This is a genomic window from Bacillus sp. FSL K6-1033, assembly GCF_038630765.1.
GTDB lineage: Bacteria > Bacillota > Bacilli > Bacillales > Bacillaceae > Bacillus > Bacillus altitudinis.
Genome location: NZ_CP152041.1, coordinates 1859022 through 1879394, shown reverse-complemented (window position 1 = coordinate 1879394; position 20373 = coordinate 1859022). Strand labels below are relative to the sequence as shown.

Sequence of the window (20373 nt, the reverse complement as noted above, 5' to 3'; positions counted from 1 at the left end):
TTCACACCCATCTATCTCAAAAAGAGATTGTTTTGATCTAAATTATATATTGTTTATATTAATTTGAAAACTTAAAATAAGTTACAGAGTTTGTGAGATTTTATTACTGTGAAAAAACGGATCTTTTAAACGGGGGAGAGAAACGATGACTTATAATCAACTACCACAACCACAAGGTCTCTACCGTCCTGAATTTGAACATGATGCATGTGGAATCGGACTGTACGCCCATTTAAAAGGGGAGGCGACACATAGCATCGTCAAAAAGGGATTGCAAATGCTGTGCCAGCTTGATCACCGCGGCGGGCAAGGCAGTGATCCGTATACAGGTGATGGTGCCGGATTAATGGTACAACTGCCAGACGCTTTTTTTAGAAAGAACTGCCAAGACTTTGCACTTCCTGAAAAGGGCCGTTACGGGGTAGGAATGGTGTTCTTTTCAAAAGATGATGATGCCAAATCGCGTCAAGCGATCGAACAAAAGATCAACGGCTTCATTAAACAAGAAGGGCAAACATTAATTGGCTGGAGAACGGTCCCTGTTGATGCTGGGAAAATTGGAACGGTTGCAGCGAAGAGCTGTCCGGTTGTCCGGCAAGTGTTCATCGGAGCAAACGACAACGTAACAGACCGTTTGTCATTTGAACGAAAATTATACGTCATCCGTAAGCAGGCTGAAAACTGGGGAACAGCAGAGGAAAAACAATTTTACTTTGTCAGTCTGTCTAGTCAAACCATTGTATATAAGGGGCTTTTAACATCAGATCAAGTTGATGCTTTTTATCTTGATCTACAGGATGAAACATTTGTTTCTGCATTTTCACTCGTTCATTCAAGATTTAGTACAAATACATTCCCGACATGGGAACGAGCGCATCCAAACCGTTACTTAATTCATAACGGAGAAATCAACACATTAAGAGGAAACATCAATTGGATGAGAGCAAGAGAACAACAATTCGTGTCTGAAGCCTTCGGAGAAGATCTAGACAAGATTTTGCCAGTGCTGAATGCAGACGGAAGTGATTCATCCATTTTAGACAATGCCTTTGAATTTTTCGTGCTTGCAGGGCGTACTCCTGCTCATACAGCGATGATGCTGATTCCTGAGCCTTGGACGGAGAATACGCACATGTCTAAAGAGAAACGGGCATTTTATGAATATCATAGTTCGTTAATGGAGCCGTGGGATGGCCCGACAGCGATTTCGTTTACGGATGGTAAACAAATCGGCGCCATCTTAGATCGGAACGGATTAAGACCTGCGAGATACTACGTGACAAATGACGATCACATCATTTTCTCATCTGAGGTCGGCGTCATCGACACAAATGAAGAAGATGTGAAGTATAAAGACCGTCTTGAACCAGGTAAAATGCTGTTAATCGATTTAGAAGAAGGACGCATTATTTCGGATGAAGAAGTGAAATCTTCGATTGCGAATGAACTTCCTTATCAAAAATGGCTCGATGAAGAAATGGTTCACGTCAATCGCTCTGAAGAAAATTCAGAAAATTCTAGTATAATGAGTGATTTGTTAACACGTCAGCGTGCCTTCCATTATACGTACGAAGACATTCAAAAGTATTTAATTCCTTTACTAGAAGAAGGCAAGGACCCAATCGGCTCAATGGGAAGTGATACACCGCTTGCTGTGTTATCAGATCGTGCGCAGTCGCTGTTTTCTTATTTCAAACAGCTGTTTGCTCAAGTGACGAACCCGCCAATTGATGCCATTCGTGAGCAGCTTGTTACATCGACCATGACTTGGTTAGGTGCTGAGGGAGATATTTTACATCCAAATGAATATTCATGCCGAAGAATTAAACTTTATACACCCGTTTTAACAAGCGGGCAGTTCAACGGCTTGAAAACGATTGTTCATAACGCCTTTAAAAGCAAAACGATTCATACACTTTTCACTGATGACCTAAAACGTGGCCTTGATGCGATGTTTGAAGAGGCAGAAAAAGCCATTCGTGAAGGGGTATCTTTACTAATTCTTTCCGATCGTGACATGACGGAAGAAAAAGTGCCGATTCCACCACTTCTTGCATTAAGTGCACTTCATCAGCATCTTGTGCGTCAAGGCTTACGAACAAAGGTGAGCTTAATCGTCGAATCTGGAGAAGTAAGAGAGGTTCATCATTTTGCCGCACTGATTGGCTACGGTGCAGATGCGATCCATCCGTACCTCGTTTACGAAACATACAAACAGCTTATTGCTGAAGAAGCGATTGCGATTAGCTTTGATGAAGCTGTCACAAAGTTTGGGAAAAGTGTGACTGAGGGCGTAGTTAAAGTAATGTCTAAAGTGGGAATTTCCACTGTCCAAAGCTATCGAGGCGCACAAATTTTTGAAGCAGTCGGCATTAGTGAAGATGTCATCCAGGCGTATTTCACAGGAACAGCTTCTCAGCTAGGCGGTATTGATCTTGATACCATTGCAAGTGAAGCAAAGCTTCGTCATGAGGCTGGGTATCAGGCATCAACTGATCAAACGCTAGAATCAGGCAGTGAGTTCCAGTGGAGAAAAAATGGAGAGCATCATGCCTTTAACCCAAAAACCATTCATACCCTTCAGTGGGCATGCCGCAACGAAGATTATGATCTATTTAAGCAATATACGAAGGCGGCGGATGAAGAACGAATTGGTTTCCTTAGAAATCTATTTGCTTTTCGTTCAAAACAAAAGCCAGTTCGTCTAGAAGAAGTTGAATCTGCTGAATCCATTGTACGCCGCTTTAAGACAGGTGCGATGTCATTTGGTTCACTAAGTAAAGAAGCGCATGAAGCACTAGCGATTGCGATGAACCGAATTGGCGGCAAAAGCAACAGCGGAGAAGGCGGGGAAGACCCTGCACGCTTCACAGTAGATGAGCACGGAGATGATCGCAGAAGTGCGATTAAACAGATTGCTTCTGGCCGCTTTGGCGTGAAAAGTCATTATTTAGTCAATGCAGATGAACTGCAAATTAAAATGGCGCAAGGTGCAAAGCCGGGAGAAGGCGGACAGCTGCCAGGAAATAAAGTATATCCTTGGGTCGCAGACGTACGTGGTTCTACGCCAGGTGTTGGCCTAATCTCACCACCGCCTCACCATGATATTTATTCAATCGAGGATTTGGCTCAATTGATCCATGATTTGAAAAACGCAAACCGTGATGCACGCATCAGTGTCAAGCTAGTTTCTAAAGCTGGAGTTGGTACGATTGCAGCAGGTGTAGCAAAAGGGACAGCGGATGTCATCGTAATTAGTGGATATGATGGCGGTACTGGAGCTTCTCCGAAAACAAGTATTAAACATACAGGACTTCCTTGGGAGCTTGGATTGGCAGAAGCGCATCAAACCCTTGTCTTAAACGGCCTTCGAGAGCGAGTCGTTCTTGAGACGGATGGCAAATTAATGACAGGACGCGACGTTGTCATGGCTGCGATTTTAGGAGCAGAAGAATACGGCTTTGCGACAGCTCCACTTGTCGTATTAGGATGCGTCATGATGAGAGCATGTCATTTAGATACTTGCCCAGTCGGTGTCGCTACTCAAAACCCTGAACTTCGCAAAAAATTCATGGGTGACCCTGATCACATTGTCAACTTCATGATGTTTATTGCAGAGGAAGTAAGAGAAATCTTAGCTGAACTTGGCTTTACATCAATGGATGAATTGATAGGGCGTACGGATGTCTTATCAGTAAGTGAAAGAGCAAAAGCACACTGGAAAGCAGGACAGCTGAACCTTGAAACCCTGCTTTATCAGCCAGAGGGACCACGCACATTCAGAACGCCACAAAATCATAAAATTGATGAATCACTGGATATGAATGAGATTCTCCCTTATGTACAGGAAGCGCTCGATCATCAAACACCAGTTGATCTGTCACTAAACATTCGCAACATTCACCGCGTAGCTGGAACGATTACGGGCAGTGAAGTGTCTAAGCGCTACGGAGAAGAAGGTCTGCCAGAGGATACGATCACACTTCGGTTCACTGGTTCAGCTGGACAAAGCTTCGGCGCATTTGTTCCAAAGGGGATGTCTTTATATTTAACAGGTGACTCAAATGATTATATCGGCAAAGGACTCTCTGGAGGCAAAATTGCTGTCAAAACATCTGATCACTTTGTACAAAATGGACATGAGAACGTGATTGTCGGTAACGTTGCATTTTACGGCGCGACAAGCGGAAAAGCGTATATTAACGGTCGTGCAGGTGAACGATTTGCCGTGCGTAATTCAGGTGTCAATGTGGTCGTTGAAGGAATCGGTGATCACGGCTGTGAATACATGACTGGCGGACGTGTTGTCATTTTAGGTGACGTTGGGAAGAACTTTGGTGCAGGGATGTCTGGCGGTATCGCTTACGTGCATACATCCGATGCAAAACAGTTCAAAAGAATGTGTAACATGGAAATGATCATGTTTGAAAAACTCACAGATCACGAAGAAGAACAAGAAGTGAAGCAAATGATTCAGGAACACCTTGATTATACAAACAGCTCAAAAGCAGCAGCGCTTCTCGAGAACTGGGCACAAGAAAAGAATCAATTCATTAAGATCATTCCGAGAAATTACAAAATGATGCTCCAAAGCATTGAGGAACAAAAACAAGCAGGCCTCAGCCACGAGGAAGCTGTTATGTTCGCATTTGAAGCAAACACAAAACCGAAAAATAAAGAAACGGCAAACGGGCAAAAAGCAGCCGTCGCTCATTAAGAAAGGGGAGAGGACAATGGGCAAAGCAACAGGTTTTATGGATTATAAAAGAGAAAAGCCAAATGAACGTGACCCTCTCACTCGTCAAAATGACTGGAAAGAATATTCAGCTCCTTATACAGATGAGGTATTGAAACAGCAGGGTGCTAGATGTATGGATTGCGGAACACCGTTTTGTCAAATTGGGATGGAGATCAGGGGCGGCGTTTCTGGCTGCCCGATCTACAATTTAATTCCAGAATGGAATGACCTTGTCTACCGGGGCAGATGGAAAGAAGCGCTTGAAAGACTACAAAAAACGAACAATTTCCCTGAATTTACTGGAAGAGTATGTCCAGCACCTTGTGAAGGCTCATGTACCGTCGCGATCAATGATCCAGCAGTATCGATTAAAAATATCGAACGGACGATCATTGATAAAGGTTTTGAAAATGGCTGGATTACACCAAGAATTCCTTCAAGCCGTACAGGGAAAAAGATCGCCATTGTCGGATCAGGACCAGCAGGACTGGCAAGTGCAGACCAACTAAACCAGGCAGGACACGCTGTAACCGTGTTTGAACGATCTGATCGTCTAGGCGGACTGCTCACTTATGGTATTCCGAATATGAAGCTCGACAAAGAAGTCGTTGAGCGCAGAGTTAAACTGCTAAGACAAGAAGGCATTGACTTTGTGACCAATACAGAAATTGGTGTGGATATCACGGCTGATGAACTGAAAGAGCAATTTGATGCGGTCATCCTTTGTACAGGCGCACAAAAGCAGCGTGACCTGTTAATTGAAGGCAGGGAAGCAAAAGGGATTCACCTGGCAATGGATTATTTAACACTCGCAACAAAAAGCATGCTTGATTCAGGATTCAAAGATAAAAACTTTATTGACGCAAAAGGGAAAGACGTCATTGTGATTGGCGGAGGAGATACAGGCGCTGACTGCGTCGCAACTGCACTTCGCCAAAAAGCAAAAAGTGTTGTTCAATTCGGAAAGCATCCAAAGCTTCCAGATACACGTGTAGGGGATAACATGTGGCCAGAACAACCTTATGTCTTCTCTCTAGATTATGCTTACGAAGAAGCACAAGCAAAATTTGGAGAAGACCCGCGCCAATATTCGATTCAAACCACAAAGATTGTGGCTGATAAAAATGGGAAGTTAAAAGAGCTTCATACCATTCAAATGGAAAAGGTGAAAAACGAACAAGGGAAGTTTGAATTTCATGAGATTCCAGGAACAGAGAAGGTATGGCCAGCTCAGCTAGTCTTTATTGCGATTGGTTTTGAGGGAACTGAACAGCCACTAGTGAAACACTTTGGCGTGGACAGCAAAAACAATCGGATTGACGCAAAATATGGGGAATATACAACGAATGTAGAAGGCGTATTTGCAGCGGGAGATGCAAGACGCGGTCAAAGCTTGATTGTCTGGGCAATTAACGAAGGCAGACAAGTGGCGCATGAGGTAGACCGTTATTTAATGGGGAGTTCGGTTCTGCCAAAATAGGTCAAACAAAGGGTGTTTACCATATATAGAGAAAAGCCATGACCAAAGAGTGGTCATGGCTTTTTATGATTCAGACATGGTTGGCTGGATAATGACTTTTTTACGTTTGAACTGGGAGACAACCAAACAGAGGAAGACAGCAAGAACAAAAAGAGAAATGGTCAAAAAGCCAAACGTATAGGAGCCCGTCATTTCTTTTAAACTGCCAAGAACGTTTGGTAAAAAGAATCCCCCAATGCCTCCTGCAGCCCCTACAATTCCAGTCACAATCCCAATTTCCTTATGAAACACTTGCGGCACAAGCTGGAACACCGCCCCATTCCCCATACCAAGACACATCATTCCGACAAATAAAAGCGCAATGACCACTGGTAAAGCAGGTAGACTACTCACTGCCCCTAAGCAGATACCAATCAAAGCAAATAAACCGAGCAGTACTTTCATCCCGCCAATTTTATCGGCAATCAAACCGCCAACTGGTCGAAAGAAGCTGCCTGCCGCCACGCAAAGCGTTACAAAATCACCGGCATGAATTTTTGAAATCGCATATTGGTCCACAAAGAAAATACTCAAGAAACTTGAAAGGCCGACAAAACCACCGAATGTAATCGCATAAAGCAGGCAGAAAAACCACGTTGTTTTCACTTGAAAGACTGAAAAATAGGACCGAAGCGGCTGAGGGGCGGGCTGGTTTGGTGCATCTTTTGCTGTGAAAATAAAAAACAAAAAGACGAAACTTAAAGGAATAAGAGCGAGCCCCATCACTGTATGCCAGCCATACATCTCCGCAAGCCTTGGTCCAAAGAGTGTCGAGATCAGTGTTCCGCTGTTTCCGGCGCCGGCAATTCCCATCGCTACCCCTTGTAAATGAGGAGGATACCAGCGGCTTGCCATCGGTAAAGCGACCGCAAAACTCGCACCTGCAACCCCTAATAAAATCCCGATCAGTACTAGCTCTGAAAGGGTTGTACCACCGAAAAACCCCCATATAAGCGGAATGGTGGTCAAAATCATGCCCATCATCGCTGTTTTTTTAGGTCCCATTCGGTCTGTTAATAGGCCTAGCACAATTCGAAAAAAAGATCCGGATAAAATCGGAATGGCTACAATCATGCCTTTTTCTATTGTCGATAAGGCAAAATCTTGTGCAATAAAAGCACCGAGTGCCCCCAGCAAAACCCAAATCATGAAACTCACGTCAAAATATAAAAATGAACCAAACAATGTCTTAGGATGACCACTAGAAGTCAATTCTGAGAGTTTCACAAAACCCCTCCTTTGTTTTGAATTTTCTGACTTAAAGATAGCGAGTTGATAGAAGGAATGGAAGTATTGTGTTAGAAAAAATGACATGGATAAACACTTTTTTACAAATGTGTGCCATAATCTAGGCAAACATTGCTTTGGCGCAAAAAGCTAGAAAGGTTGATCTCACATGGCAAAACGTAAACTCGTGTTTATCGGAAACGGCATGGCGAGTATGAAATGTATCGAGCATATCGTAAAGAATCAGCCAGAACGCTATTCCATCACAATCATTGGAAAAGAGAAGCACCCGGCCTACAACCGAATAAAACTTTCATCGGTTTTACAAAAAAGTGAATCATTGTCTCAAATTGAACTAAAGCCAAAAGAATGGTACACCAAACATGACATCACCATCCAAACAGGCGAAGCAGTTGTCCACATCGATACAAAGCGTCAATTGCTCATGACAGAAGCATGCCGGAATATCCCGTATGACAAACTGGTTATCGCCACAGGCTCATCGCCTCATTTTCTGCCTATACAAGGCGTACCCAAAAAAGGGGTCTATGCTTTTCGTACGATTGACGATTATGAAGCCATTTACGCTGATTCTTTACGCTATGAACGTGCAGCAGTCATTGGAGGTGGTGTACTTGGTGTGGAAGTGGCCGCTGGTTTACAGATCGCTGGACTGAAGACAACCTTGATTCATCACACGGATTGGCTTATGCAACGCCAATTAGATGAAACAGCTGCAGGGCTTTTGTCTCAACAATTAAGTCGCAAGGGGATTCAGGTAAAAACAAATGCTCATACGATTGCATGTTTAGGAAACGAGAGAGTAGAAGGCGTTCTGTTAAAAAGTGGAGACATCGTGGATGCTGATCTCGTGGTTTTCACAACAGGGGTCCGTCCGAATATAGAGCTTGCAAAACAGCACGGCATTCATACAAGAAAAGCCATTGTTGTAAATGATGTCATGCAGACAAACGTTGAGAATATTTATGCTATTGGAGAATGTGCAGAGCATAAGGGGATGGTGCACGGTCTTGTGCAGCCTATTTATGAACAAGCAAACGTGCTTGCGAATCATTTATTAGATGAACTGGTCACGAATTTACCTCCTGCCATTTGTTCAACAAAATTGAAAGCAAATGACATATCTATTTATTCTGCTGGCAGTATTGTAAACCGATCCCCCTCCGCTTCAGTGGTGACTTACTTAGATGAAGAACAAGAAGTATATAAAAAACTAGTGTTTGAACATGATGTGCTCACAGGCGTTGTATTAGTTGGTCAACTTGAGAGAGCTGAGCAGCTTTTGCAGGATGTAAAAGTGGGGCGTGATAAAAGCGTAGTCATGAAATCACTGAATGAAGAGCAGATATCCCCTTTAGATTCATTAAAAACAGAGGACCTCATCTGCCAATGCCACACGGTGACGAAGGGAGCGATATTCAAAAGCATATCGGCCCATCAGCTGACAAATTTAGAAGAGATAAAAAAACAGACAGGGGCCGCAACGGGCTGCGGAGGCTGTCAAGAGCTTGTTCGTGCCTGCTGCCATGTCTCATCAAATCAGCTAACGGAAGCACTGGACACGTTTTGCTCGTGCACAAATGTAGAGAAACAGACCATTTTTTCGTATATCAAAAATCAGCAGCCGCTGAATGAAGAGCAAGTAAGAAGACAATTTAATTGGATGACAGATAACGGCTGTGACAAGTGCCGAGCAGCCATTCCATACTATCTTGAGCAGTTTCAAGATCTTTTCGTAAAAGACAGCCCATCAGATCATGAGCACATACTAATGCCTCAGTTATATGGTGGCCGTCTTGATCTGACATTTTTACAGATGATAACCGGATTATTAGAGCAAAAGCAAATTCAGCACGTAGAACTAACGGAGAATAAACGAATTCGGCTGATCGGTATTTCACAAGAGGCCGCCCATATTGTAAAAGAACATGGACACATCATGCCACAGGAAAGCAAGAGACTTTCTCATGTTCTTTCATGTGATTGTCGTCACGATCCATCTGTCACAACACTTGTCATGGAGATCGAAAGACAACTAGAAAACACGCTTTTACCTGCAGTCACATCGATTCATATCGCTGGTCCTTCCTGCGTATGTCATTTCAGCCCCATCTATGACATCTGCATCAAGAAGCAGCTGGATGAATGGGACATTTATATAGGAGGCAGCATACGTCAACCTAAGGCAGGTCAGCTTTTTTATTCTGTGAGCCGAACGGATGAGCTGATTCCTTTTTTAAAAGCACTGCTTGAAGACTATAGAAAACGTGCATATTTTCAAGAATCTATTGGAGACTGGATCCAAAAAAACGGCATCATTTCCATCCGAGAAAAATTGCTCGATGAGGAAATGAGAGAAGAGCTCTGCGAACAATTTGAGCAAAGTAGACAAAAGGGTGTGAATGTATGAATCAATCTTTCTTACAATATGTGCAGCAAACATCAGAGCAGCAAGAGCGAAAAAGGGTGTTCCCATCTCAATGTCCGTTTTGCAGTATGCAGTGCAAAATGCAATTAGTCGAGCAGCACGCAGAAGGGCGAACACGCTACCAGACGATAGGTATTCATAATCCAACCACGTTCGGCAGGATCTGTATGAAAGGGCAGCATGCCCACCAGCACGCACTGCACAAGGAACGATTAAATCACCCCCTCATCAAAAGAAACGGTCAATTTGTCAAAGCGACTTGGCAGGAGGCTCTTGATGAAATCAAAAAACGCACTCAAACCCTTCAAGCGGCGCATGGACACGATGCTATCAGTGTGTATGGTAGTGCATCGATTACAAATGAAGAAGCTTATTTACTCGGAAAATTTGCAAGGGTCGCCCTTAAAACGAAATACATTGATTACAACGGAAGACTGTGTATGTCTTCAGCAGCAACAGCAGCTAACCAAACATTTGGACTTGATCGGGGTCTAACCTTTCCGCTTCGTGACATCAAGCATGCCCGGGTTTTACTATTGGTTGGAACCAATATAGCGGAATGTCAGCCGACCCTCATGCCGTACTTGGAAGAAGCTAAAAAGAACGGGGCATTTCTCATCGTGATCGATCCGCGAAAAACAGCAACAGCCAAACTAGCTGACTTACATGTCAGCTTAAGGCCTGGGTCAGATGCTGCACTCGCAAATGGAATCTTACACGTCATGCTTCATGAACAGTTACTAGACGAAGAATTTATTAAAAAACGAACATCAGGTTTTCAAGAAATGAAACAGCATATTTCACACATGTCCCTGCAAGACATTACGCAGCAAACCGGTGTATCGATGAAAGTCATTCAAAAAATAGCGAGAAAATTCGCCCGCGAAAAAACAGGCATGATTCTGACTGCAAGAGGCATTGAGCAGCAAATAGACGGGACAGCATCCGTTCGCAATTTCCTGAATATTCTGCTTGTTACTGGGAAAATTGGCCGGATTGGGTGTGGCTATGGCGCGATTACTGGGCAAGGAAATGGACAGGGTGCAAGAGAGCATGGACAAAAAGCAGATCAGCTTCCTGGTTACCGTGATATCACAAACCCAGTACATAGAAAAGAAATGGCTGAAATATGGAAGATCGATGAAAAAGAACTGCCTGGAAAAGGTGTATCTGCTTTTGAAATGTTTGAAAAAATGCAGAAAGGAGAGATAAAAGCGCTCTTTTTAATGTGTTCTAATCCCGTTCAATCAGGTCCGCATGCAAGTTTTATCAAAAAAGCCATCGAGCAGCTGTCCTTTTTTGTCGCAATTGATTTATTTATCTCTGAGACGGCTGCACTCGCAGATGTTATTTTACCAGCTTCGTCATATTTAGAGGACGAAGGGACCATGACGAACATAGAAGGACGCGTTACGCTGAGAGAAGCAACCTATCCACTCAAACACCAAAGAAAGCACGATTGGCAAATCATTTGTGATATAGCAGCAGTATTAGGCAAAGGCGGCTCTTTTTCTTTTTCATCTGCAGAAGACATCTTTGAGGAATTGAGAACAGCAACGAAAGGAGCCAAAGCCGATTATTCCGGTATGACCTATGACAGGTTAAGGAAGACGCAAGGCATATTATGGCCCTGCTCTCATTTGGAAGACCGAGGAACAGAAAGACTATTTAAGCATCAATTCTCACATCCTGATCAATTAGCAAAATTTGCAGTCGTTGCACATGGACAACAGGGTGCAAAAGAACCAGTCAGTCCAGAATATCCACTCTATTTAACGACCGGCAGGGTGATGGCTCATTACCAAACGGGCGTTCAAACAAGAAAAAGCACCTCTCTTGTTGCCCGGCAGTTTGAAGCTTATGTAGAGCTTCATCCTGACACAGCCGAAGCTTATGGACTTCAGCACGGGGAGCTCGTCACCATCCAGTCAAAACGAGGTAGTGTCATCATGAGGTGCCACATAACAGATAGCATCCGAAAAGATACTGTGTTTGTTCCGTTTCACTGGAATAAACATCAATCAATTAACCTATTAATTGGTAAACAGTTAGATCCACACAGTAAAATGCCAGGTTTTAAATATTGTCCTGTACAGCTGTCAGCCTACAAGAATTGAAAACTATGTGAGAAATTTTAACATGTATTTTCCATCTTTGTTTAGATTATGGTACTTTCTAAAAAACGATCACATGAGGGGTGTTTTTCATGAAAGAAAAACTCGTATTAGTAGGGAATGGTATGGCTGGTATCCGAACGCTCGAAAACATTTTAAAAACAGACAATGAACGATTCGACATGACTGTATTTGGAACTGAGCCGTATCCTAACTATAATCGGATTCTTTTATCGAAAGTTCTCCAAGGGGATACAAAGACAGAGGATATTACGTTAAACGATTGGAATTGGTACAAGGAACATCATATTCAGCTGTTTACAAATGAGACCATTGTGAAGATCGATCCAGACAATCAAACCGTTATGAGTGATCAAGGACGGACCGTGCATTATGACCGTTTAATTTTAGCGACAGGGTCACTCCCGTTCATCCCGCCCATTCCAGGGAGCGATAAAAAAGGGGTAACAGCTTTTCGTACATTACAAGACACAGAGGAAATGGTCAAAGCATCTATGATGTACAAAAAAGCAGCCGTCATTGGAGGCGGGCTCCTTGGACTTGAAGCAGCACGTGGTCTATTAAACTTAGGTATGGAAGTGACCGTCATTCATCTTGGCCCTCATCTAATGGACCGGCAGCTCGATCCGGTGGCAGGTCAACTTCTGCAAACAGCATTAGAAAAACAAGGCATGAGCTTTTTATTAGGAAAACAGACAAATGAAATTTTAGGAGATACAAGAGTAGAAGGGCTAACATTTTCAGATGGTTCTACATTAGAGACAGATATGGTGGTCATGGCAGCAGGAATTAAACCGAATCACAAGCTTGCCGAAACGAGCGGCATTGAAGTGAACCGGGGGATTATCGTCAATGATTTCATGGAAACAAGTGTCCCGCGGATTTACGCAGTCGGAGAATGTGTTGAACATAGAGGACAAACGTACGGTCTTGTTGCGCCATTATACGATCAAGCAAACGTGCTTGCGAAGCATGTATGTGATATGGCCCCGACGCCTTATGAAGGATCTGTACTATCGACACAGCTAAAAGTATCAGGGGTTGATGTATTTTCAGCTGGAGATTTTATCGAAAACGATGAGAAACAAGCGATTAAAATTTTTGATGAACAGCAAGGTATTTATCAAAAACTAGTCTTCCAGCAAAACCGATTAGTCGGCGCCGTCATGTTTGGAGAAACAAGCGATGGACCACGTTTATTCTCGTACATTAGAGAAGGTGTTGATATGTCAGATATGGAAAAAGTATCTGTCTTAACATCAAATGAGCTGGCGCAAGAAAACACGATTGAACAAATGGCAAACGACCATATCGTTTGTGGCTGTAATGGTGTCTCAAAAGGTCAAATAGTGGCAGCTATTCAAAAAGAAGGCCTAACGACTATACAAGAGGTCAAGCAATGTACAAGTGCTTCTAGATCATGCGGAGGCTGCCAACCTGTTGTGGAAGAGATTTTATGGCACACTTTAGGCGATGATGCAAACCGCACTGCGCAAAAAGAAACCATCTGCGCCTGCACCACCTTATCAAGAGATGAAGTGATTCATGAAATAAAAGAGAAAGGTTTGCAGCATGTCAAAGAAGTGATGAGTGTACTTGACTGGGAAACAGAAGAAGGCTGTTCAAAGTGCCGGCCTGCACTGAATTACTATTTAGGGATGATGTATCCGCTTGACTACAAAGATGAAAAAAGCTCGCGATTTGTGAATGAACGAATGCATGCCAACATCCAAAACGATGGTACCTATTCGGTCGTTCCACGTATGTACGGGGGCGTGACTAATGCTAATGACCTGAGAAAAATAGCGGATGTCGTTGACAAATATGAGATACCGCTTGTGAAAATGACTGGAGGTCAGCGAATCGACCTTTTAGGTGTCAAAAAAGAAGATTTACCAAAAGTATGGGCTGATTTAGATATGCCGTCTGGTTATGCTTACGGAAAATCATTAAGAACCGTCAAAACTTGTGTTGGAGAACAATTTTGCAGATTCGGAACGCAGGATTCCATTTCTCTTGGGATCGCACTTGAAAAGAAATTTGAAGGACTTGCCACACCGCACAAAGTCAAAATGGCCGTATCAGCCTGTCCGAGAAACTGTGCTGAATCTGGGATTAAAGATCTTGGCATCGTAGGTATCGATGGGGGATTTGAATTGTATGCTGGCGGGAATGGAGGGACACATTTACGAGCTGGAGACTTATTAATGAAAGTAAGTACAGCAGAAGAAGTAGAACAAATGGCCGCAGCCTACCTTCAATATTACAGAGAAACCGCAAATTATTTAGAGAGAACATCCGCTTGGGTTGAACGGCTTGGATTGAATCATATCCAAACGGTACTGCTAGATGACCAGAGGCGTGCAGCACTCATCGAAAGAATGGACATCGCACTTTCAACTTATGAAGAACCGTGGCAAGAGATTCGAGAGAACGAAACAGAAACAAGACAATTATTTCAAAAGGCAACTGCTTCCGTCTAAATCAATTGAAGGGATGAGACCAGATGACAGTTTCAATTGTAAAAGTTCATATTGGTACAATATCAGATTTCCCGTTGCAGCTAGGGAAAACAGTCGCAGCCGGTCCACTTGAATTAGCTGTTTTTCAAACCTCTAACAAGCAGTTCAAAGCCATTGAAAATCGCTGTCCTCATAAAGGCGGTGTACTAGCTGAAGGAATGGTGAGCGGAGATCATGTCTTCTGTCCAATGCATGATTGGAAAATCAATCTTTCATCAGGAAATGTTCAAGAACCAGATCATGGATGCGTGAAAACATATGAAGCATTGGTTGAGGGAGACGACGTCTTTATTTTACTGCCTTCATAAATGGTTTAGAACCTTCCTTTCCTGTACATGCTGTAAGTACATGCAGTGAGAAAGGAAGGTATATGTGTGCCATTTTTTAATATTTTGATTGAACTCTTTATCGGATTTTTCGCTTTATTTTCCATTACAAAGCTATTAGGGAAAACACAATTTGCACAAATCACGCCGTTTGATTTTATTTCTGCACTGATTTTAGGGGAGATGGTCGGTAACGCCATTTTTGATCCAGAAGTCAGCGTGCTACATATCCTTTTTGCAGTTGCAGTCTGGGGCGTTTTAATCTACACAGTTGAATGGCTTTCACAAAAATTCAAATCCATTCGCGCTTTTTTAGAGGGAAGACCCACTCTTGTGATTGATAAAGGAAAGATTCACTACAATCGATTAAAGAAAAATATGCTCGATTTAAATCAGTTGCAGACGCTGATTCGAGCGAAAGGGCATTTTGCTCTTAATGAAATTGAATTTGCCATTTTGGAAACGGATGGGTCTGTGAGTGTGCTTCCGAAAATGAAATATGCACCAGCTACAGCCGAAGATGTGAACGTGAAAGGAAAAGAAGTCACATTGCCTAGAACGTTTATTATCGACGGAGAGATTTTAAAAAAAGATTTAAAGGAAGCTGGATTTGATGAAGCGTGGCTGAGAGAGCAATTGAAAAAGCAGCACATATCCTCCTATAAAGACGTCCTATTTTGTGAATGGATTGAAAATGAAGGAATTTATGCGATGAAATATGAAAAAACATCCACAACCTAACACAGTGGATGTTTTTTTGTGTTTTTTTGTTTTATAACTGAATAGGATCAAAAAGAATACGTCAATGAAAACGTTCACAATATAAGGGGGAGATGTGTGATGAAGTATGGAAAACGACTGCTGATGATGGTATTGGCCTTACTGCTTTTTGACTCAGCTTATGCGCAAGCAGCTGGACACAACCATCAAACAAACCGCGTGCTTATTGTCGATCAAAAAGGAAATGGGACATTTCGAACGGTTCAATCTGCCATTGATGCGATACCAGTGAACAATCAACAGCAAACGACGATATATATTAAAAATGGTGTGTATAAAGAAAAGATTCTCCTTCCGCAAAATAAGCCGTATGTGTCCTTTATTGGAGAAAATCAGTATCAGACGATTCTGACGTATGATGATACAAATGCAAGCAGCGGGAGCACAACCAATAGCTCTAGTACAATGATTCGGGCAAATCATTTTTACGCAGAAAATATCACGTTTCAAAATACAGCTGGCCGAAACGCAGGGCAGGCGGTTGCCCTTTATGTATCCGGGGACCGGGCTGTGTTTAAACACGTACGTGTTCTCGGTTATCAAGATACACTATATGCCACAGGCACAGGGAGACAATATTATGAAGATTGCTATATCGAGGGCACGGTTGACTTCATCTTTGGTTCAGCAACGGCTGTATTTAAAAGAGCTGAAATAAAAAGTCTTGGAAATGGGTATATTACAGCGGCATCCACAACAGAAGCGCAAAAGTATGGCTACGTTTTTATTGATTCCATGTTAAATAAAGGAACATCTGCGTCCCAATCTGTGTACTTAGGTCGTCCGTGGAGACCTCATTCGGCTGTCACGTTCCTCCAAACAAAAATGGATGAACATATTAAAGCTGAGGGATGGCATAACTGGGAGAACAAAGACAACGAAAGAACGGCTAGATATCAAGAATATGGATCAACGGGCGCAGGGAGTCATGTGGCAAACCGGGTGAAGTGGTCAACGATATTAACAAAAAACGAAGCAAGTCAAATCACCGTTCAATCCGTGCTTAGCGGAAGCGATGGCTGGAATCCTGAAAAAAGGTAAAAGAGGCTTGTCAGTTTTCGTCAAAGAAAGCTGACTTTTCTGTTTAAAAAACCTTTGAGAACAAACGTTCTTTTGTGTATAATGAACATAATCTGCTAAATTTGGCTGCTTTTCTAAAAAGGAGGGATTGCGTGAAACGTTTCTCACAGGTCATGTTTTTACAACTATGTATTTTGTCGATGTTATTTCTCCCTTTTTCAGTGAAAGATGAACAACTAACAGCTCATGATGATCAATCAAAATGGATCACTTCTTTAGACGAATTCATTCGAACAGCACCTGATTTAGAGGGCGCAATTGCTGGCATCAGCGTACGCGATACTTCTGACACTTCTCTTCTTTATGAACATCAAGCGGACATCCGTCTGACTCCTGCTTCTAATATGAAATTACTCACATCTGCTATCGCACTCGATCTACTGGGTGAAACACACACTTTTCCAACAGACGTTTGGATAGATGGTTCAATTCACAAAAAAACATTGCACGGCAATCTTTATCTCCGAGGCTCTGGAGACCCGACATTGTTAGAAAGCGATTTTGCCGCATTAGCCAAACAAGTCAAAAAGGCCGGAATACATACGATTCGTGGACAGCTTGCAGCTGATGATACTTGGTTTGATGACACAAGGTATTCCATCGATCTGCCGTGGAGTGATGAAGATCAATATTACGGCGCTCAAATATCTGCTCTTACTGCTTCACCGAATGAGGATTATGATGCAGGAACGATCATTCTCGAAGTCAAGCCGGGAAAGAAAGCAGGGCAGAAGGCCAGCTATGAGATGATCCCGAAGACTGACGTCGCTCAAGTTGTCAATCAAGTGAAAACTGTGCCAGAAGGTGGAAAGAAGAAAATATCTTTTAAACGCTCTCACGGTACAAACAAAATTACACTGACTGGGACGATTCCGCTAAAAGCATCCTCGTCTAAACAATGGGTCGCATTATGGGAACCGACAACGTATGCTTTAGACTTAATGAAACGAGCATTAAAGGCTGAGGGGATTCAGCTGAAAGGACCACTCAAAACAAAACAAGTTCCTAAAAAAGCGAAAAAAATCGCTTCCCATACATCAATGCCTTTATCCGATCTTCTTGTTCCGATGATGAAATTAAGCAACAATACACATGCAGAAATTCTGTTAAAAGAACTTGGGAAGCGGGTAAAGAACAAAGGGAGTTTTGACAAAGGGCTTGACGTGCTGAATGAACGTCTTCCTGCCTATGGCATAGATGCATCTATGACTGTGTTGAGAGACGGATCAGGCATATCACCCATTAACCTTGTTTCTGCAAATCAATTCACGTTATTTTTGACAAACATTCAAAAGGAAAAATGGTTTAACACCTATGTCCATGCACTTCCGTTAGCTGGGGCAAGTGAGCGTATGGTGGGAGGTACATTAAGAAACAGATTGAAAGAACCAGCTACACTAGAAAAAGTGCGTGCAAAAACAGGTACGCTATCAACGGTCAGCACACTATCTGGATATATTGAAACACAGAGTGGAAAAACGCTTGCTTTTTCCATCTTATTGAATCATCTCGTTGATGACGAAAAAGGAAAAGAGATAGAAGACCGCATTGTCAGCATGTTAGCTGAGGATCTTTAGACAGAGAAGGAGAACCATCATGACGTTAGATAATAATCAATCTTTAGTAAAAACCATGTCGATCTTTCTAATTCCACTTTTATTAAGCAATATTTTGCAATCAATTGGACAGCTTGTTTCCATTGTGCTTGTCGGTAGATGGATTGGAGAGGATGCAGTAGCTGCGATTTCGGCATTCTTTCCACTTTTCTTTTTACTTGTTTCTTTTTCCATTGGGATTGGATCAGGGAGCTCGATCCTTATTGGACAAGCATACGGAGCAAAAAATGAGCAGAGGTTAAAGGAAATTATCGGTACAACGCTTTCGTTCACCTTTTTAATCGGACTTTCTTTAGCTGTCATTGGAGGTTTTTTTGCCACAGATATTTTACATCTGATGGGGACACCTGCAAATATTGTGGAGGAAAGTGCGGCATATGCCAGAATCCTATTCATCTCCATGCCCATCTTATTTCTTTATTTTGTCTATACAACTTTTTTACGAGGAACAGGAGATTCAAAAACACCATTTTATTTCTTAATGATTAGTACAGGAACCAATATTTTATTGCTGCCAATTTTATTATTCGGCTGGCTTGGTTTACCGGCATTTGGTTTATATGGTGCTGCATATTCTTCTGTGATTTCTACAATCGTTACGTTTATCATTCTTCATATCTATCTTTATAAAACAAAGCACCCGCTGCGCATTGATGCGTCGGTTAGAAAGCATTTATTGATGAAAGGGGATTTATTAAAAACGCTATTAAAGTTAAGTATCCCTTCTAGTATTAATATGATTCTCATTTCTTTATCAGAAATTGCTGTCATTTCTTTTGTCAACGATTATGGATCACAGGCGACCGCAGCTTATGGCGTTGTCAATCAAGTCGTAAGTTATGTACAGATGCCTGCAGTGAGCCTTGGTATTGCGGTTTCTATCTTCGCCGCACAATTCATTGGCGCAGGAAACATGAATCGTTTGAAGGATGTCATTAAAATTGGGCTGGGGCTAAACTTTGCAATAGGCGGATTGATTATTATTTTCGTCTATATTTTCGCACCGCAAATTTTATCTATCTTTTTAACAGATCCTGCAACGATTGACATTGCATATAGTTTGGTCGTGATTACCCTATGGAGCTATCTCATTTTCGGAACAGCACAAATCGTTGCAGCCACAATGAGAGCAAGTGGCACAGTTCTATGGCCGACCATCTTTAGTATTTGTTCCATTTGGCTTGTTGAAGTACCAGTGGCTTATGTGCTATCACATCATACATCGCTTGGGATCAAAGGAATCTGGATAGGATATCCTGCAGCCTTTTTTGTAAACTTATTGCTCCAATACGGCTATTATCGACTGGTATGGAAGAAAAAGCAGATCGTTGCACTTGTCCAATCATAATGTGAGCCTATCATCTGGCATATATATACGAAGATCAATTACTTTGTAGGGGGTCTGATCTTCTATGTTTTTAAACCAAAGAAGTGAGCTCAGTTCGTATGATATCGGTGACTTCACTTATGCTGGACCAGATTTTCAAGTCTTGACGTGGGGAGAAGGAACAACGCTGAATGTAGGAAAGTTTTGTTCCATCGCAAACGAAGTAAAAGTTTTTCTTGGTGGTGAACACCGAACAGATTGGGTCACCACATATCCCTTCAATCAAATTTTCACAGATGCTGCCCACATTGAAGGACATCCACGATCAAAAGGGGATGTGTGTATAGGGCACGATGTTTGGATTGGATATGGAGCAACAATCATGTCAGGGGTACAGATAGGAAACGGGGCAGTCATTGGAGCAAATAGTCTGATTACAAAAGATGTGCCTCCATATGCGATTGTCGCAGGGAACCCACAGCGGCTCATGAAATATCGGTTTTCTTCTGATATCATTGAAAAACTTCAGTTATTAGAATGGTGGAATTTAGAGTTTTCGATCATACAGTCTATTTTTCACCTTTTGCAATCTCCTGATATTGACCGTTGTATAAGCGTAATTGAAGATAGAAAAAAGAAAGGCTGACAGAGCCT

General features: G+C 42.4%; 12 protein-coding genes. 11 read left to right on the top strand and 1 reads right to left on the bottom strand.

All coding sequences use genetic code 11. The features are described 5' to 3' along the window. Positions 1-145: 145 nt before the first annotated feature. The gene (gene gltB / locus MHH31_RS09445; protein WP_058336763.1) at positions 146-4717 is read left to right on the top strand and encodes a glutamate synthase large subunit; all 4572 of its coding nucleotides are present in this window, start codon (positions 146-148) and stop codon (positions 4715-4717) included. Between the two features lie 16 nt (positions 4718-4733). Beyond that, complete coding sequence (gene gltD, locus MHH31_RS09440; RefSeq protein ID WP_024718332.1) at positions 4734-6218, top strand: glutamate synthase small subunit; 1485 nt, start codon at positions 4734-4736, stop codon at positions 6216-6218. A gap of 63 nt (positions 6219-6281) precedes the next feature. Here gltD and MHH31_RS09435 read toward each other — a convergent pair whose 3' ends face one another. Next, complete coding sequence (locus tag MHH31_RS09435; protein ID WP_008346586.1) at positions 6282-7484, bottom strand: nitrate/nitrite transporter; 1203 nt, start codon at positions 7482-7484, stop codon at positions 6282-6284. 169 nt (positions 7485-7653) lie between these two features. Between MHH31_RS09435 and nirB (MHH31_RS09430) the strand changes: the two genes are divergently transcribed. The 9 genes from nirB (MHH31_RS09430) (at position 7654) to MHH31_RS09390 (ending at position 20365) form a co-directional block, all read left to right on the top strand. After that, positions 7654-9915 carry a nitrite reductase large subunit NirB gene (gene nirB, locus MHH31_RS09430; RefSeq protein WP_342494780.1) on the top strand — a complete coding sequence of 754 codons (2262 nt, stop codon included), beginning with the start codon at positions 7654-7656 and terminating at the stop codon, positions 9913-9915. After that, complete coding sequence (locus MHH31_RS09425; RefSeq protein WP_342494779.1) at positions 9912-12050, top strand: nitrate reductase; 2139 nt, start codon at positions 9912-9914, stop codon at positions 12048-12050. Before nirB (MHH31_RS09430) ends, MHH31_RS09425 begins: the two co-directional genes overlap by 4 nt. 89 nt (positions 12051-12139) lie before the next feature. Further along, positions 12140-14551: a nitrite reductase large subunit NirB gene (gene nirB / locus MHH31_RS09420; protein ID WP_342494778.1), complete on the top strand. Its 2412-nt coding sequence runs from the start codon at positions 12140-12142 to the stop codon at positions 14549-14551. Positions 14552-14574: 23 nt separating this feature from the next. After that, positions 14575-14898, top strand: coding sequence for a nitrite reductase small subunit NirD (gene nirD / locus MHH31_RS09415; RefSeq protein WP_008346593.1), 324 nt, complete (start codon positions 14575-14577; stop codon positions 14896-14898). A gap of 66 nt (positions 14899-14964) precedes the next feature. Continuing rightward, positions 14965-15657: a DUF421 domain-containing protein gene (locus tag MHH31_RS09410; protein ID WP_008346595.1), complete on the top strand. Its 693-nt coding sequence runs from the start codon at positions 14965-14967 to the stop codon at positions 15655-15657. A 99-nt stretch (positions 15658-15756) separates the two neighbouring features. Further along, positions 15757-16737 (top strand): pectinesterase family protein, encoded by a 981-nt coding sequence (locus MHH31_RS09405; protein ID WP_058336767.1) that lies wholly within the window; start codon positions 15757-15759, stop codon positions 16735-16737. Positions 16738-16868: 131 nt separating this feature from the next. Further along, positions 16869-18353, top strand: a complete 1485-nt coding sequence (dacB, locus tag MHH31_RS09400; RefSeq protein ID WP_008346599.1) for a D-alanyl-D-alanine carboxypeptidase/D-alanyl-D-alanine-endopeptidase — start codon at positions 16869-16871, stop codon at positions 18351-18353. 19 nt (positions 18354-18372) lie between these two features. Then, on the top strand, positions 18373-19740 hold the full coding sequence (locus MHH31_RS09395) for an MATE family efflux transporter (RefSeq protein ID WP_035703202.1): 1368 nt from the start codon (positions 18373-18375) through the stop codon (positions 19738-19740). 64 nt (positions 19741-19804) lie between these two features. After that, on the top strand, positions 19805-20365 hold the full coding sequence (locus MHH31_RS09390) for a CatB-related O-acetyltransferase (protein ID WP_058336768.1): 561 nt from the start codon (positions 19805-19807) through the stop codon (positions 20363-20365). Positions 20366-20373: the final 8 nt, after the last annotated feature.